Annotated in this window: 17 protein-coding genes; 12 read left to right on the forward strand and 5 right to left on the reverse strand. The window is 44.7% G+C overall.

The genetic code is table 11. The features are described from left to right. The first annotated feature begins 208 nt into the window (after nucleotides 1-208). On the forward strand, nucleotides 209-1,036 hold the full coding sequence (gene rluB / locus BM021_RS11695) for a 23S rRNA pseudouridine(2605) synthase RluB (protein ID WP_090721216.1): 828 nt from the start codon (nucleotides 209-211) through the stop codon (nucleotides 1,034-1,036). Nucleotides 1,037-1,052: 16 nt separating this feature from the next. Here rluB and prmB read toward each other — a convergent pair whose 3' ends face one another. After that, the gene (gene prmB / locus BM021_RS11700) at nucleotides 1,053-1,949 is read right to left on the reverse strand and encodes a 50S ribosomal protein L3 N(5)-glutamine methyltransferase (protein WP_090721217.1); all 897 of its coding nucleotides are present in this window, start codon (nucleotides 1,947-1,949) and stop codon (nucleotides 1,053-1,055) included. 171 nt (nucleotides 1,950-2,120) lie between these two features. On the opposite strand from prmB, the gene tadA reads away from it, so the two are divergent. The 7 genes from tadA (at nucleotide 2,121) to grxD (ending at nucleotide 7,423) form a co-directional block, all read left to right on the forward strand. Continuing rightward, nucleotides 2,121-2,579: a tRNA adenosine(34) deaminase TadA gene (gene tadA, locus BM021_RS11705; protein ID WP_090721242.1), complete on the forward strand. Its 459-nt coding sequence runs from the start codon at nucleotides 2,121-2,123 to the stop codon at nucleotides 2,577-2,579. Nucleotides 2,580-2,592: 13 nt separating this feature from the next. Further along, nucleotides 2,593-3,072: a L,D-transpeptidase gene (locus BM021_RS11710; protein WP_090721218.1), complete on the forward strand. Its 480-nt coding sequence runs from the start codon at nucleotides 2,593-2,595 to the stop codon at nucleotides 3,070-3,072. A gap of 196 nt (nucleotides 3,073-3,268) precedes the next feature. Further along, a complete protein-coding gene (locus BM021_RS11715; RefSeq protein WP_090721243.1) occupies nucleotides 3,269-3,718 on the forward strand; it encodes a CreA family protein in 450 nt (149 codons plus the stop codon). 122 nt (nucleotides 3,719-3,840) lie between these two features. Next, on the forward strand, nucleotides 3,841-5,094 hold the full coding sequence (hemA, locus tag BM021_RS11720; protein ID WP_090721219.1) for a glutamyl-tRNA reductase: 1,254 nt from the start codon (nucleotides 3,841-3,843) through the stop codon (nucleotides 5,092-5,094). Then, nucleotides 5,091-6,170, forward strand: a complete 1,080-nt coding sequence (gene prfA / locus BM021_RS11725) for a peptide chain release factor 1 (protein ID WP_090721220.1) — start codon at nucleotides 5,091-5,093, stop codon at nucleotides 6,168-6,170. Before hemA ends, prfA begins: the two co-directional genes overlap by 4 nt. 36 nt (nucleotides 6,171-6,206) lie before the next feature. Then, nucleotides 6,207-7,049 carry a peptide chain release factor N(5)-glutamine methyltransferase gene (gene prmC, locus BM021_RS11730; protein ID WP_090721221.1) on the forward strand — a complete coding sequence of 281 codons (843 nt, stop codon included), beginning with the start codon at nucleotides 6,207-6,209 and terminating at the stop codon, nucleotides 7,047-7,049. 65 nt (nucleotides 7,050-7,114) lie between these two features. Beyond that, nucleotides 7,115-7,423 carry a Grx4 family monothiol glutaredoxin gene (grxD, locus tag BM021_RS11735; protein ID WP_090721222.1) on the forward strand — a complete coding sequence of 103 codons (309 nt, stop codon included), beginning with the start codon at nucleotides 7,115-7,117 and terminating at the stop codon, nucleotides 7,421-7,423. A 72-nt stretch (nucleotides 7,424-7,495) separates the two neighbouring features. Here grxD and BM021_RS11740 read toward each other — a convergent pair whose 3' ends face one another. Further along, a complete protein-coding gene (locus BM021_RS11740; protein WP_090721223.1) occupies nucleotides 7,496-7,915 on the reverse strand; it encodes a YqaA family protein in 420 nt (139 codons plus the stop codon). Between the two features lie 76 nt (nucleotides 7,916-7,991). After that, nucleotides 7,992-8,891, reverse strand: a complete 900-nt coding sequence (locus BM021_RS11745) for a LysR substrate-binding domain-containing protein (protein ID WP_090721224.1) — start codon at nucleotides 8,889-8,891, stop codon at nucleotides 7,992-7,994. Nucleotides 8,892-8,997: 106 nt separating this feature from the next. On the opposite strand from BM021_RS11745, the gene metE reads away from it, so the two are divergent. From metE to BM021_RS11760, 3 genes are all read left to right on the forward strand, one after another. After that, nucleotides 8,998-11,304: a 5-methyltetrahydropteroyltriglutamate--homocysteine S-methyltransferase gene (gene metE, locus BM021_RS11750; RefSeq protein ID WP_090721225.1), complete on the forward strand. Its 2,307-nt coding sequence runs from the start codon at nucleotides 8,998-9,000 to the stop codon at nucleotides 11,302-11,304. 62 nt (nucleotides 11,305-11,366) lie between these two features. Further along, nucleotides 11,367-12,113 carry a 4-aminobenzoate synthase gene (locus tag BM021_RS11755; protein ID WP_090721226.1) on the forward strand — a complete coding sequence of 249 codons (747 nt, stop codon included), beginning with the start codon at nucleotides 11,367-11,369 and terminating at the stop codon, nucleotides 12,111-12,113. A gap of 151 nt (nucleotides 12,114-12,264) precedes the next feature. Beyond that, a complete protein-coding gene (locus tag BM021_RS11760) occupies nucleotides 12,265-12,621 on the forward strand; it encodes a putative quinol monooxygenase (protein WP_090721227.1) in 357 nt (118 codons plus the stop codon). Between the two features lie 30 nt (nucleotides 12,622-12,651). Here the strand turns inward: BM021_RS11760 and gshB are convergent, their stop codons facing one another. Beyond that, on the reverse strand, nucleotides 12,652-13,614 hold the full coding sequence (gene gshB, locus BM021_RS11765; RefSeq protein ID WP_090721228.1) for a glutathione synthase: 963 nt from the start codon (nucleotides 13,612-13,614) through the stop codon (nucleotides 12,652-12,654). A 7-nt stretch (nucleotides 13,615-13,621) separates the two neighbouring features. After that, nucleotides 13,622-14,920: a glutamate--cysteine ligase gene (gshA, locus tag BM021_RS11770; protein ID WP_090721229.1), complete on the reverse strand. Its 1,299-nt coding sequence runs from the start codon at nucleotides 14,918-14,920 to the stop codon at nucleotides 13,622-13,624. Nucleotides 14,921-15,039: 119 nt separating this feature from the next. Here gshA and BM021_RS11775 point away from each other — a divergent pair, with 119 nt between their 5' ends. Beyond that, entirely contained in the window at nucleotides 15,040-17,007 is a 1,968-nt protein-coding gene (locus tag BM021_RS11775) for a monovalent cation:proton antiporter family protein (protein WP_090721244.1), read from the forward strand. The last annotated feature ends 41 nt before the right edge of the window (nucleotides 17,008-17,048 follow it).

Consider the following 17,048-nt stretch of genomic DNA (forward strand, 5'->3'; position numbering starts at 1 on the left):
CTGGAAATTTACTTCAACAGTACGCTTTTTTACACCTGGAAAATTAAATGATTTATGGGTACACTTTGTCACTGGCAATTCCTTTTCTTTATTCGACGTAGGTAACTGAATTATAAAGAATTATTTGGGAATTGCCACTTACCTTCGTGCAATATTGGGGTTAGCGCGTCGTTATTTTCTAGTTATCATATTCCTGAGTTTAAACAGTATGAAAGTAAAAAAGCCGATCAGACCGGCAAAGAAGAAAATACCTGTTTCTCGAGGCAAGCCAGAGACTAATGGGTCTTCCGGCCCATCAGCAACAGTTCCTACCTTTAAGTTACAGAAACTGTTAGCACAAAAGGGATTGGGTTCGAGGCGGGAAATGGAAGCTTTGATTGCTGCCGGCGAGGTCACTGTGAACGGCAAAACGGCTGTGGTAGGGGATCGGGTTAGTGCAGAAAATGTTGTGCGTATTGGCAAGCGCGTGATTCGCCTAAATGTGGCAGACAGTTTGCCCAAAGTTTTGCTTTATCATAAGTCTGAAGGTGAGATAGTCAGCCGGAATGATCCGGAGGGCCGTCCGTCGGTATTCGATAAGCTGCCTCATTTGCGGTCTTCCAAGTGGATTGCGATTGGGCGCTTGGATTTTAATACCAGCGGTCTGCTCATTTTTACCACCGATGGTGAATTGGCTAACCGGTTGATGCATCCACGCTTTGAAATGGAGCGTGAATATGCGGTGCGGATATTGGGAAAATTAACGCCTGAACAGATGATGCAACTGACCACTGGTGTTGAACTGACCGATGGCCGTGCAGCTTTTTCATACTTAGCCGAGCAGGGCGGTGAAGGGATTAATCACTGGTATCGTGTCATCCTGAAAGAAGGCAAAAACCGTGAAGTGCGGCGCATGTTTGAATCGATCGGATTGACAGTAAGCCGCTTGATGCGTGTGCGCTTTGGTCCGATTAATCTGCCACCACGGCTTAAGCGGGGACAGTGGCTGGAACTGGATGAAAAAGAAATCCAGCGACTGTTGAGCCTGATTGGCTGATCTCCTTAGAGAATGTTTATGCGAGTAGCTGATCATGCCTCAGCAGAAAAACAAACTCATCCCCAGCACTGGTTTCCAGCCAAGTAAACGGTAATTCGGGGTAAGCTTGCTCCAGTATATCTCGGTTATGACCAATTTCAACCACCAGGATGCCCTCATCGGTTAAATGCTGGGCAGCTTGTTGCAGAATCAGGCGAGTAGCCTCCAGGCCATCCATGCCACTTGCCAGCGCATTTTGGGGTTCATGCCGGTACTCCTGGGGTAATCGCGCCATGGATTCGGCATTGACATAGGGCGGATTACTGATGATCAGATCATATTGTTTTTCTGGCAGAGCCGAGAATAAATCGGATTCTATTATACGAATTCTGTCTGTCAATCCATAATCCTGTACATTTTTATGCGCTACTGCGAGTGCCTGAGCGGAAATATCAACCGCATCAATATACGCATTTTCAAAACTGTATGCCATCAGGATCGCTAGGCAGCCTGAGCCAGTGCATAGGTCCAAGGCAGAAGAGATGTCCTCGGGCTTGTTTATCCAAGGAGAAAGCTGTGTTTGCAGCAGTTCTGCAATGAATGAGCGCGGCACAATGACACGTTCATCGATATAGAAACTATAATCTCCTAACCAGGCTTCATGTGTAAGATAGGCTGCAGGTATTCGGTCTTTGACGCGGCGTTCGAGGATGTCCAATATTTGCTTGCGTTCAATATCAGTCAAGCGCGCATCCAGGAATGGCTCCAATTGATCCAATGGTAAGTGGAGAGTTTTCAGAATAAGATAAGCCGCTTCATCATATGCATTAGACGAACCATGACCGAAATGCAAGCTAGCTTTATTGAATTGGCTGACAGCAAAGCGCAAAAGATCTCGGATAGTATGAAGTTGAGATTGAGCCTGAATGATCATTGTGTTAGGTTTAAAGATTAAGAGCGTAAAGACCGACTGGAAAATAGTTTTCTATGAAGAGCATTATTGATGATGTGCAGCAATGTAGCATAAAAATCCGATCAGGAAAGGCTGCCTCAATAATTGATTAGCTTATTTTAAAATATTAGTTTGAACGAAACCGAGACAATATTGAGCACTGATGACGATATAAATTTTATGAGGGTTGCCTTGGAGCTGGCGCGTCAGGCACAGGATCACGATGAAGTGCCAGTCGGCGCAGTTGTCGTGCAAGAGGGAATTATTGTTGGGCGTGGACATAACTGTTCAATTACTGCCACCGATCCTACTGCCCATGCTGAGGTGATGGCCATGCGTGACGCCGGCAGTAAGCTGGTTAATTATCGTTTGCTGGATTGCACGTTGTATGTCACGTTGGAGCCTTGTGCCATGTGCATTGGTGCACTTTTTCATGCGCGCATCAAACGTTTGGTGTATGCAGCGGCAGACCCGAAGACAGGTGCTTGTGGCAGTGTCATTAATTTGCCCTCGGAGATACGGCTAAATCATCATATGGAGGTGACAGCCGGCGTGATGGCATTAGAAGCCGGTTTATTGTTAAAACAGTTTTTTTCACAAAAGCGAAGGTAGCGGAACAGATACTATGAAAATAACTATTACTGTTGCAACTCAGCAGCTTAAATTGCTCGATGAGCAAGGGCAAGTTATTAAGCAATACTTGATTTCATCCGCAAAGAACGGCACAGGACAAGAAAATGGTAGTTTCTGTACGCCATTGGGAAAACATATCGTTCGCGCCAAGATCGGTGTCGGGCAGCTAGTCAATACTGTTTTTGTCAAACGGCGACCCACTGGTGAAATTTATAGTCCAGAATTGGGTCAGCAATACCCAAAACGCGATTGGATTTTGACACGCATTTTATGGTTGTCTGGCTGTGAACGGGGTTTTAATCGTTTAGGCTCAGTCGATACCATGCGACGATATATTTATATTCACGGTAGTCCAGATAGTGTAGAAATGGGGAAACCCGGCTCGATCGGATGTATTCGGATGCGAAATCATGATTTATTGGAACTGTTTGGTTTAATCAGAGTCGGAACTCAGGTTGAGATTAATGCATAGCATACGTTGCACTATTTTTCTTTTAACAATCATCTAATTGGAATAAAAAATTATCATGCTTATGCTTGTTCACTAACTGTAGTTTATAGGATAATCGTCAAACGGATGAGAATAAGTTATTTGGATAACTGGGAGAAAGTTAATGAAGCTTCAGGCAGAAATTAAGAAACAGAAGGAATCTATATATTGTTTATTCATGTTGGTTTTAATTTTATTTTCGCCAGGCATAGTTCTGGCAGATGAAATTGGCAGTGTTTCAACCAAATTTAAGATATTGGGCGCGAATGATAAAATTGTTGTTGAAGCGTTTGATGATCCTGAAATTGCTGGCGCAACTTGCTATCTGAGCCGAGCAAAAACTGGCGGCGTTGGTGGAATGGTGGGGGTTGCTGAAGATACTTCGGATGCTTCTATTGCCTGTCGCCAGATTGGGCCAATTTCCTTGCCAGAGAAAGTAAGAAATGGCCACGAGGATGGTAAGGAAGTTTTCAAAAAAAGTACATCCTTGCTGTTCAAGTCACTGCAGGTGGTTCGGTTTTATGACGCAAAGAGAAATGTATTGGTTTATTTGACTTATAGCGACAGAATTATTGAAGGTTCTCCTAAAAACAGCATTTCAATCATTCCGATTGTGCCATGGCATTGAAAGGCAAATGAAGAGGTGAACCTAAAATAAATTGTTACACGGATGGTATTTAAATATTGCTAATACTATAATAGCGGACTATTCATTATACCGATGATTTACATCGATTAACGTTATCTTTCATGCAGTTATTCGCTTTTGGTATCAATCACAATACGGCGCCGCTGGACGTGCGTGAGCAGGTTACTTTTCCTGAAAATGTGATGGAACATGCATTGCACGATCTAGTGGGGCGCAATCCCATCAAAGAAGCCGCGATTGTGTCGACTTGTAACCGTACGGAAGTATATTGTTGTACCGATAAGCCAGAACATGCCACGACCTGGTTGGCAGACTTTCATCATTTGCCAACACGCGAACTCGATCCTTATTTATACAAATTGCCGCGCGAACAAGCTGTGAAGCATGCATTCCGAGTAGCCAGTGGCCTGGATTCCATGGTACTGGGTGAGCCGCAAATACTGGGTCAGCTGAAAAATGCCGTGAAATCGGCAGAACATGCAGGCACGCTGGGTTTATTGCTGCATAAACTGTTCCAACGAACATTCTATGTGGCCAAGGAAGTTCGGACATCCACTGAGATTGGCGCCAATTCAGTATCGATGGCTGCCGCGGCTGCGCGTTTGGCTGAGCGGATTTTTGGTGCTATCAGTGATCAGCGTGTGCTGTTTATCGGTGCAGGAGAAATGATTGAATTGTGCGCTAGTCACTTTGTTGCGCGTAATCCAAAGAAAATTACCGTTGCTAACCGAACTACGGAGCGCGCGGAAACATTGGCTAATCGTTTCAGGGCGCAGGCTATTACGTTAAGTGATTTGCCGGAGCAATTGGCATTGCACGATATCATCGTGACCTGTACGGCAAGTCCGTTACCCATTCTGGGCAAAGGGATGGTAGAGCGTGCGATCAAGATTCGTAAGCATCGACCCTTATTTATAGTAGATTTAGCCGTGCCGCGCGATGTTGAATTTGAGGTGGCGGAGTTGGATGACGTATTTCTCTACTATGTTGATGATTTATCCGAGATTGTAAAAGAAGGATTGGATTCGCGTCAGAATGCAGTGGCCCAGGCTGAAACGATCATTGATTTCAATGTGGTGGATTTTATGCGCTGGATGGCGACGCGGGAAATGGTTCCAACTATTCGTGCTTTGCGTGATCAAGGGGAACGCTATCGCCGGCATGAACTGGCGCGCGCAAATAAGTTATTAGAAAAAGGTGAAGATCCGAAAAAAGTTATTGAAGCACTCAGTAATGGCCTAACCAATAAATTCTTGCATGTGCCTTCCAGTGCATTGAATCATGCAGCGGCTGATGAACGTGAGGAATTAGTCGAGTTGATCAATCGGCTATACCAATTGCATCGCCCACAATGAACAAAAATATCACCGATAGGCTCACTCGCTTGAGTGTGCGTTTGGAAGAATTAAATCAATTGCTCAGCAGCGAATCTGCAATAGCTGATCTCGATAATTATCGCAAGCTTACGCGCGAACATGCCGAAATTATTCCCATTGTTGAGCTCTACCGCGCTTACCAGCAATGCGAACGAGATATCCAAACTGCATGGGAAATGCATGCCGATCTGGAAATGCGTGCTTTTGCCGAAGCTGAAATACAGGCTGGCAAGGAAAAGCTGTTAAAAATTGAATCAGAAATCCAGAAACAATTGCTGCCTAAAGATCCTAATGATGAGCGTAATATTTTCCTTGAAATACGTGCCGGAACCGGGGGAGACGAATCGGCTTTATTTGCCGGTAATCTGTTTCGTATGTATTCGCGCTATGCGGAAAGACGGGGCTGGCAGGTTGAGATCATTTCACAAAGCCCGTCCGATATCGGTGGCTATAAGGAGATCATTGCTAAAATTATTGGCCAGGGCGCGTATTCCCGACTTAAATTCGAGTCGGGCGGTCATCGGGTTCAGCGTGTTCCTGTGACTGAGACGCAAGGGCGGGTGCATACTTCTACCTGTACGGTAGCTGTCATGCCTGAGGCGGATGAGGTCAGTGAAGTCATCCTTAATCCTGCTGAGTTACGTATCGATACTTTCCGCGCTTCAGGCGCAGGTGGCCAGCATATCAATAAGACCGACTCGGCAGTGCGTATTACTCACTTGCCTACCGGTATCGTGGTGGAATGTCAGGATGGGCGTTCGCAACACAAAAATAAAGCGCAGGCTTTGAGTGTCTTAGCGGCTCGCATTCATGACAAGCAAATGCGCGAGTATCATGCAGAACAGGCGGCCACTCGAAAATCCCTGGTAGGAAGTGGTGAGCGGTCTGAACGGATTCGTACGTATAATTTTCCTCAAGGGCGCGTAACTGATCATCGCATTAATCTGACACTATACAAAATGGATCAGATTATGGACGGTGATATCGATGAGCTTTGTTCGGCACTCATGGCTGAGCATCAGGCAGAACTATTGGCAGCTTCGGTACAAGAATAATTAACGTTGAAGTTGGTTATTCTTTAATACGCTGATATGCAGTCAGAAACCATTACACAGGCACTCACCGCGGTATGCCGCGAGATTGATCGAGTAGACGCGTGCATGCTGTTACAGCACGTGCTGAATGTTAATCATGCCTTTTTGCTGACTTATCCCGATCACGTGCTGATCCCTCAGCAGACGACAGAATTTTTCTGCTTGGCCAAGCAGCGCATCGGTGGTACACCGATCGCCTATTTGACGGGTGAGCGAGCATTTTATGATTTAAATTTTAAAGTCACTGAAGCAGTTTTAATTCCCCGCCCTGAAACTGAGTTACTGGTTGAATGGGCATTAAAACTGATCCCTGTTGATCAGCCTCGCAAGATATTGGATTTAGGAACAGGAAGTGGTGCAATTGCCATTACCATTGCCAAGCATCGGCCTCAATCACAAGTAACTGCTGTTGATTTATCAGCAGATGCTCTCGCTGTCTGCAGATGGAATACTAAAAATCTGCGGGTGAATAATCTCCATCTCATCGCAGGAAACTGGTTTGATGAACTTTCTGGGGAGAGATTCGATCTGATTGTATCAAATCCGCCTTATGTGGCAGAAAGTGATCCTCACCTTAAACAGGGTGACTTACGTTTTGAACCACAGATTGCTTTGTCAGCGGGTGACAATGGCTTGGCGTGTATTGGTCATATTATCAATGCAGCGCCCAGACATCTTGTCAAAAGTGGATGGCTGTTACTGGAGCATGGCTATGATCAGGCTGCAGCATGCAGGCGATTGTTGGCACATAGGGATTTTAGTAATATTTGTTGCTATCCAGATTTGGCTGGCATAATGCGGGTAAGCGGCGGGCAAATGAATGCTTCAGTATCAATCTGATGCATGGCTTGGCTTGTTCTCTGTATTAAATTTTTTAGGAATGGTCTTTTGGAGAAATTAACACTATGAATGTTGAAGATTTGATCGAACAACAAGTTACCACACATCCGGTAGTGCTCTACATGAAAGGTACGCCCGAGCAACCGCAATGTGGTTTTTCAGCGAATGCTGTGAATATTCTTAAAGCTTGTGGTGTTGATAATATGTATACTGTTGACGTATTGGCAGATCCGGAAATCAGGCAGGGTATTAAAGATTATTCAAACTGGCCAACTATTCCCCAGTTATATGTTAACGGTGAATTTATCGGTGGCTCGGATATCGTAACCGAAATGTATCAGAGTGGAGAATTGCAGAAATTATTTGAAAACTGATATCTGAAATTAGATAATTCATTCAGTCTGCACATGAATTGAGCAGACTGAATGACAAGAAATTTTATCATCCTAACTGATTGACACAGCAATTACCCAATAGCGCGCAAACTTGCCAACAGCAATAAATAACATAGCCCATAACCAATTTGCGCGCAGCCATCCAGCAGCAACACACAAGGCATCACCAATTAAAGGTACCCAGGAAAGCAGAAGAATAGGCGTGCCATGCTGACGCACCCATTCGAGGCCGCGTGAGCTTCCACCCGCTTTTTTTAGGAATGTTTTTTCATTCGGCAAAAACCGGCCAATCAGATACGAGCTCATGCCGCCCAGCGTATTGCCTACCGTTGCCAGAATCAGCGCTTGCCAATGGAGCTCAGGGTAGGTTAGTAAAACGCCCACGAGTACGGCTTCAGATCCACCCGGAAGCAACGTGGCTGCCAAGAAACTGCTGGTAAATAAAGCCAGCAGGCTTGATTGTTCGTCCATAAAAGCTATGTGAATTTAAGAAATGCCATAGTGTAACCGGATATTGCTTAAACTGATGAGAATATCGCAGTAGAGTTTATACGGATGAATTTTTAACCGTTTTTTGTCCGACTGCGATAAATTTCTTGATATAGGGAATGATTTTGTCAGGTTCCCGCATCGCTAAAAATAATTTCTGATGTAACCCTTTCTTGCCAATGCGAACCTTCCTGAGATTAAGTTCCTTGTTTTTTATATCTGCCAGCCATTCCGGTAATACGCAAACACCGCGTTTTAATGCCGTCATTTGCAGCATAATTTCCAGTGATTCAATTTGTTTCAGTTTCTTCGGCGCAAGGTGTGCGGGTGTCAAGAAGTGCGTCAGAATATCCAGTCTTTCCAAAGCTACCGGAAAAGTTAACAAGGCTTCTCTGCTTAAAAGCTCTGGTGTTAAATAATGAGCGCCTGCCAGTGGGTGATCGGCGGATACTAGCAATACCAGTTGATATTCCGCCAGAATTTCATAATCAATTTTATCTTTTTTGACCAGATCGGGTGTGATCAAGACATCAATATGATGGTTTAGTAGCCCTTCCAATCCCGAGAACTGAAATTTCTGAACGATATCAATATCGATATCGGACATCTGTTGCATGAATTGCCCAACGATGCCGTTAAGCCACTCAAAACAGGGATAGCACTCAACACCGATGCGCAGAATTCCTTGCCGTCCTTCACTGTATGCTTCGAGTGTTTTTTCTGCCTGCGATAAAACCGGTAATACCTGATTGGCTACCTCCAGCAGTAACGTGCCAGCCTGGGTCAGGCGCAGACTGCGGCCTTCGCGTTCCCAGAGCGCTACCCCCAGTTTCTTTTCCAGATAACTGATCTGATGGGATAAGGCAGGTTGGCTTAAACATAAAGCGTTGGCAGCTTCAGTCAAGGTGCCGTTGGCATGCAGCGCCTGGATGATTTTAAGGTGGCTATGTTCGATCATTTATGAGAAAACCTTATTGGAACATTAAAACTTATCATTATTATTCATTACTCATTATCCATACAATAACTGGATTATTTTTTAATCTTTGAGTGGTGATCGAATCATGGTAACAACGCATAATCTTGGATTTCCTCGTATCGGCAGGCAACGGGAATTAAAATTTGCCTTAGAAAAATACTGGAAAGGAACAATTTCTGCACAAGAATTACTAAAAATTTCATCAGATCTTCGGGCACAGCATTGGAAAGATCAATCCATGCTTGACTGGATCCCGGTGGGCGACTTTTCGCTATACGATCACGTATTGGATACCAGTTTTATGCTGGGCAACATTCCGGTGCGTGTCAGTTCATTGCCAGGTAATGAGATAGACAATTACTTCCGTGTGGCGAGAGGGCGTTCTGTCAATGATCACTCTGCCTGCTCCTGTGTCAATGCTGGTGAAATGACGAAATGGTTCGATACCAACTATCATTACATCGTACCTGAGTTTGAGAGAAATACGCGATTCTCGCTGAATCCGGATCATTTATTGCAGCAAATTCAGCAAGCCAGGCAAATAAATCATCAAGTCAAACCAGTTATTCTCGGGCCGGTCACTTACTTGTGGCTGGGAAAATCTAAGGATGGCAGCGATAAACTAAATTTACTGGATGATTTGTTGAGCGCTTACGCACAATTGCTGAACGAACTTGAGAAGGTAGACATTCAATGGGTGCAAATCGACGAACCAATATTAGCCATGGATCTGACCGAAGCATGGAAGCACGCCTTGAGAAAAGCTTATTATCAATTACAGGCTACTTCAATCAATTTGTTATTGACGACCTACTTTGGGCAACTGCAAGACAATTTGCAATTAGCTTGTGAGTTGCCGGTCAACGGATTACATTTGGATGCCGTGATAGCCAAAGATGAAATTGCCAAAATCATCGATTGGTTACCGAGCCATAAAATTTTATCGCTGGGTGTGATTAATGGGCGCAATATCTGGAAAACTGACTTGACTGAAACACTGGACTGGTTGGAACCGATTTATGCGCGTCTGCAGGATCGCCTTTGGCTAGCACCTTCCTGCTCATTGTTGCATGTGCCGGTTGATCTGGACAGTGAGCAAAAACTGGATCAGGATGTTCAGTCGTGGTTGGCGTTTGCCATACAGAAATTGCAGGAAATCGAAGTACTGGCTAAGGCCTTGAATCAGGAGAGAAACAGTGTTGCCGAAATATTGCAGGAAAATAGCGCGGCGATAACCAGTCGTAAGCAGTCTAAGCGCGTGCATCAGGCAGCAGTAAAAGCGCGCGTGCTCGAAATTAAGGAAGCAATGGGTACACGTCAGTCACCCTATCAGCAACGCGCAATCGTGCAGCGGAAAAAGTTTCAATTGCCGCTTTTTCCCACTACGACCATTGGATCTTTCCCACAAACCCAGCAAATCAGGCAAACACGCCGCGATTTCCGCGAAGGCAAATTATCAGAGTCCGAATATCGCCAGGCAATGCAAAAGGAAATTGAAATCTGTGTGCGAGAACAAGAAGCGCTGGGGTTGGATGTGCTAGTGCATGGTGAACCTGAACGCAACGATATGGTGGAGTATTTCGGTGAGCAATTGGCAGGGTTTGCCTTTACTCAATTTGGCTGGGTCCAATCGTATGGATCACGCTGCGTCAAGCCGCCGATTATTTATGGCGATGTTTCGCATCCGCAAGCCATCACCACGGAATGGATTCAATATGCTCAATCACTCACCAACAAGCCCATGAAAGGCATGTTAACAGGCCCTGTGACCATGTTGAACTGGTCTTTCGTGCGTGATGACCAGCCGCGTGCAGATACATGCATGCAATTGGCGCTTGCGATACGCGATGAGGTGCTTGCTTTGGAGAAAGCGGGTATCCAGATTATCCAGATTGATGAGGCCGCATTGAGAGAAGGCTTGCCGTTAAGAAAATCGCAATGGAATACTTATCTTGACTGGGCTATCCGTTCGTTTCGTATCACCGCCAATGGGGTAAAAGATGAAACACAGATTCATACGCACATGTGTTATTCGGAGTTCAATGACATTATGGAAGCCATCGCGCGTATGGATGCTGATGTGATTACCATCGAAACTTCCCGCTCTGATATGGAATTGCTGGATGCATTTGATCAATTTCATTATCCGAATGAAATCGGTCCTGGCGTGTATGATATTCATTCGCCCAACATACCCTCTGTCGATTCGATCATTGCGTTGATGGAGAAAGCAGCGCAGCGCATACCGGCCGAGCGTTTGTGGGTGAATCCGGATTGCGGGCTGAAAACGCGTCATTGGGAAGAAGTTAAACCGGCATTACGCAATATGATTGCTGCAAGCCGGTATTTATCCAGCCACCTGAGCGTAGCCGTTCAGGCAAGCCAGATTTGACTTGGCAGTGTTATTTAGCGATGATATGCAGTGTATTATCCATCTCAGTAAAGGAAACCATCATGACAACCAATACATTACTCAAGCAAAAAATTAATTCTATTATCAGTGAAAAGCATTTACTTAAACATCCTTTCTATGTTGCCTGGACGGAAGGTAAGCTGACCAAAGAACAGCTACGGCATTATGCAGAGCAATATTTTTATAATGTGCTGGCTGAACCTACTTATTTGAGTGCCGTGCACTTCAATACGCCGCATATTCATTCAGAAACAAATAGCGGTGATATCAGCGTGCGTCAGGAAGTGTTGAGAAATCTGATCGATGAAGAGCATGGTGAAAAGAATCATCCAGCCTTATGGAAAAAATTTGCTTTTGCATTGGGTGCAAATGATAAGAGTCTGGCAAATGCAGCCGCATTGCCTACCACAGAAAAGCTTGTTTCCACGTTCCGGAATATTTGTTTAAACCGTCCATTTTATGCAGGGCTTGCAGCATTGCATGCATTTGAATCGCAAGTGCCTGATATTGCAACAGTGAAAATTGATGGTTTAGCTAAATTTTATGGCATGCAAAATCCTGAAGATTATGAATTCTTCTCGGTACACCAGAAGGCAGATATCTATCACTCACAAGCCGAATGGGCATTGATCGAGCGTTTTGCCGATACTGCGGAGAAGCAAGCCGAAGTACTGGCAGCTACCCAAGAGGCCTGTGATGCACTATGGGGTTTCCTGGATGGAGTCCATGAAACATATTGTGCCAATCTAATGACATGCGAGCAAAAAGAAGCAGCGACATTACATTAGTATAGTCAGTCTGAGTTTATTGGAGCATTGATTCTGGCAAAAAGCCTTTAAACGGATTTGCCAGTTTAGCTAAAATAATTCTTTCAGGGCATTCAATAACTAAAAAAGATATTGATGAATACTTTGTTTTACTGACTGGCAAATTCAACCAATGCACGATAAATGCTGTTCAATTGCACCTTATTTTAAGATAGCAAATGGTCAAATCACCCGCTTCAAGAATCTTTGTGAGCAATTTGTTGCCAGGGCAAGCACAGAGGAGAAATGTCTTTATTACGGATTCTGCTTTGATGGCGACGAAGCGTATTGCCGAGAAGGGTATGAAGATGCAGAAGGATTGCTAACGCATCTGAATAATGTGAATGATCTGCTTGAAAGAGCGCTCGAGATAGCTGAAATTGTACGTCTAGAAATACATGGGCCGAAAGAAGAGTTGCAAAAATTATATGAACCACTCGCTGGATTCAAGCCACAGTTTTTTATCCTGGAATATGGCCTTCGCCGATAATTTTATTTATTTACAAGAGTGAATTTTTAACTAACGTTGTGAGTAATTTCTGATACCAGCTTCAATGGCATCCAGCATCATTCCGGCTACATTAAATCCTGTCTGCTGGGTTATTTCCTGCATACCCGTTGGGCTGGTCACGTTAATCTCTGTCAGATAATCACCAATGACATCCAATCCCACCAGCATTAAGCCATCTTTGACTAATTCAGGACCAAGAGACGCTGCGATTTCCTTGTCGCGCACTGATAGTGGTTGTGTTTTCCCTGTGCCGCCAGCAGCCAGATTACCGCGTGTTTCTCCCGGCTTTGGAATACGCGCCAGAGCATAGGGTACGGCTTTGCCGGCAATAAGCAAGATGCGTTTGTCTCCCTGTTTAATTTCAGGAATATAGCGTTGTGCCATAATCGTTCGTGTTCCGTAATGGGTCAGTGTTTCGAGAATGACATTGATATTGTGATCGGCGCTGTGCACGCGAAACACACTGGCACCACCCATGCCATCCAGTGGTTTCAAAATGATATCCTTATAATTATTGAGGAATTCTCGAATTAAATGCGCTTGGCTGGTTACTAAGGTGGGGACGACAAACTGGGGAAATTTTGCGATTGCTAATTTTTCGTTGTGATCACGGATGCCACGTGGGCTGTTAATTACGAATGCCCCCTGAATTTCAGCCAATTCCAGTAAATACGTGCTGTAGATGTACTCCAGATCAAAGGGCGGATCTTTGCGCATCAGCACGGCATCGAATTGATGCAATGGTATCGCTGAAATGTCGCTGGTTTTATACCAATGACCATCCTGCGGCGTATCCGTTAAGGTCAGAGGGCGGGAGGAGCCTGTGACAATCTGGTTGATTAACGCAATGTCATGCTGATAAAGCACGTAAACCTGATGATTCCTGGCAATGGCCTCGCATATCAATGCAAAACTTGAGTCCTTATTGGTTTTGATGGAATCAAGTTGATCAATGATAAAAGCAAGTTTCATTGTGAATTCAGACAAGAAGCGCAGCTGTCATTTCAGGTTTGGATTGTTCTAATTCCAATGCAGCAGCCAACAAGGCAAGACGCGCAACTACACCATAAGCATAGAAACGGTTGGGAATGGAATCGGGCTGTGCTGCAGTCTCAGGTACCAAACAAGTCGTTTCAAATGCCAATGGAACAAAATGCATGCCGGGCGCATTCAGGTTTTCATCGGTACCGCGTCCGGTATGCACGCGATAAAACCCACCGACGACATAGCGGTCAATCATGTAAATGACTGGTTCTGCAACAGCCTGATTGATATTTTCAAACGTGTAAACGCCTTCCTGCACCAAGACATTGGAAACCTGTAATCCTTCTTTAACCACAGCCATTTTGTTACGCTGTTTGCGGTTGAGCTTGTAAATATCAGCGCCATCCTTAACTGTCATAATGCCCATGCCGTAGGTGCCCGAGTCAGCTTTTACGATGACAAAGGGATCCTCCTTGACGTCATATTGTCGATATTTTTCCTTTATAGCGGAAAGAATTCGATTGACAGCTTTGGCCACACAATCTTCTCCTTGTTTTTCACGGAAATTGATTTCGCCGCATGAAGTAAAATGCGGATTAATCAACCAGGGATCAATTCCAATCAAATCAGCAAATTCTTGTGCGACTCGGTCATAGGCTGCAAAGTGTTTGGATTTGCGTCGTATTGCCCATCCGGCGTGCAAAGGCGGAATGACGATTTGATTCAAACCTTGCAGTATTTCCGGGATCCCTGTTGATAAATCATTGTTAAGAAGGATTGCGCAAGGATCAAAATTTTTAACCCCTAATTTATGATTTTTACGCGCGACAGGCTCAAGTGTAATGGTTTGCCCATCAGGAAGGTCAATCTCAGTGGTTGTTGTAATTTCGGGCAATAGGGTTCCAATCCGTACATTGAGCCCCGCATGCTGCATGATGTTTCGCAATGTTGCGATATTTTGCAAATAAAAAGTATTGCGAGTGTGATTTTCTGGAATCAATAGCAGGCTATGCGTATCCGGACATATCTTTTCTATGGCGCTCATCATTGCTTGTACGCATAGCGGCATGAACTCGGGATTAAGATTATTAAAGCCACCAGGAAATAAATTCGTATCAACAGGTGCCAATTTGAAGCCACTATTACGCAGGTCAACTGAACAATAAAAAGGTACCGTGTGTTCACGCCACTTGCTTCGCAACCAATGCTCAATGGTTGGCATAGCGTTGATAATCCGATTTTCAAGATCAAGGATAGGGCCGCGCTGGGCAGTGCAAAGATGAGGTACTGGCATTTCTATCGGAAGTATTAAACCGAGTGATTATAGCATTATGTACCGGATAGATTGTGATCAGTCTGTGCCTGAAGTATCGTATGGTTCTATTCCACTGATGATTTATGACTATTTTATTCATGCATAATCCTTTGCAGCCTGTTCTTATTGTATTAGCTACTGCTGTGTTGGCAGTCGTGGTGTTTCGTTTGCTGCGTTTGCAACCCGTGCTGGGCTATTTGCTTGCAGGTGTCGTCATCGGGCCACATGCTTTGGGATGGATCGCTGAAAGCAATGAAACACGTCATTTGGCTGAATTTGGAGTGGTTTTTCTGATGTTTAGCATAGGCCTTGAATTTAGCTTGCCTAAGCTTATCGTCATGAAGCGTATCGTGTTTGGTTTTGGTACCGCACAAGTTGTCATCAGCATTCTATTAGTGATGGCTGTGGTTTGGATGCTGGGATTGGATTGGCGCGTTGGATTTGTACTAGGTAGTGTGTTGGCAATGTCTTCTACCGCCATCGTGATTAAGATGTTGGCAGAGCGGGTAGAGCTTAATTCTGCGCATGGCAGGCAGGTAATTGGCGTACTGCTTTTTCAAGATTTGATGGTTATTCCATTGCTCGTCATCGTTCCGGCATTAGCCCCCCAAATTGATAGCGATACCATTGATCTTGCCACTGCCATCCTGAAGGTGATGGTTGTATTAGTCGTTATCTTGTTTTTGGGGAAGAAGTTGATGCGTCCCTGGCTTCACCTGGTCGCTCGTCAGAAATCATCGGAACTATTTGTTCTGAATGTGCTATTCATTACGCTCGGGCTTGCTTGGTTAACCGAATTAGCCGGTTTGTCGCTGGCTTTGGGAGCATTTCTTGCGGGCATGCTCATTTCCGAAACCGAATATCGCTATCAAGTTGAGGATGATATCAAACCTTTTAGGGATGTTTTATTGGGTTTGTTTTTTGTAACAATTGGCATGTTATTAGACCTGCAGGTAGTTACTGGTAATTTCCTTTGGGTATTCGTCATTCTGATGGCACTGATTATTTTGAAAGTCGCAGTAATTGCCGGGCTATCGCGCTTATTCAATGCAGATTCCGGTGTGGCGATCAGAACAGGTATGAATTTGGCGCAAGCTGGAGAATTAGGATTTGTATTGCTGGCGCAGGCTGGTGCCATTGGATTAATTGAAAACTCTGTTCTTCAGCCAGTGCTCGCAGCAATGGTGTTATCGATGTTCATCGCTCCCTTTACTATTGAGTATGGTGAACGGATGGTTCAATGTTTTTACAGTTCCGAATGGATGTATCGAGCCATGCAAATAACCTCCATTGCCGCCCAGACGATGGAAACACAAAATCATGTCATCATTTGCGGTTATGGACGCAGCGGTCAAAGTGTGTCACGGATATTGGAACAGGAATCTATACCGTTTATCGCTTTGGATCTTGATCCGCGGCGTATACGTGAAGCGACCAGCGCGGGAGAATCTGTTGTGTATGGTAATGCGGCACGGCGCGAGGTGCTCATTGCCGCAGGTCTGATGCGCGCAAAAGTATTGGTGGTGAGTTATGCCGATACAATTTCCGCCTTAAAAATCCTGAGACATGTCCAGGAACTGCGTCCAGAGCTATCTGTTGTGGTTAGAACACGTGATGATTCTGATATCGATTTGCTAAGGGGGGCCGGCGCAACGGAAGTTGTTGCCGAAATCATGGAAGGAAGCTTGATGCTGGCATCTCATGCACTGATGTTTGTTGATATATCCACAGGCCGTATTTTACGACGTATACGGGAAATCCGTGAGCAGCGCTACAGTTTATTGCGTGGCTTTTATTATAGTGTAAAGGATGAAACGGAAGATAGTGAGAAATTACTTCCACGATTATTAACGATTACCATCACTCCAGGTGCAGCGGCTATCAATAAAACGCTGAATGATATTGATCTGGCAAGTCTGGATGTTGAAGTAACTGCGGTGAGAAGACGCAATATTCGCGGATTATTGCCTACGCCTGAAACAAGATTAGAAGCTGGTGATGTTGTGGTGCTGAAAGGTACCCAAGAAAATCTGGCTGCTGCTGAAATTAAACTGATACAAGGCTAAAAAATTGCTTAACTGCTTGTGTAGTAATTTTAACTGAATGA

This window comes from Nitrosomonas sp. Nm166, assembly GCF_900112825.1.
GTDB lineage: Bacteria > Pseudomonadota > Gammaproteobacteria > Burkholderiales > Nitrosomonadaceae > Nitrosomonas.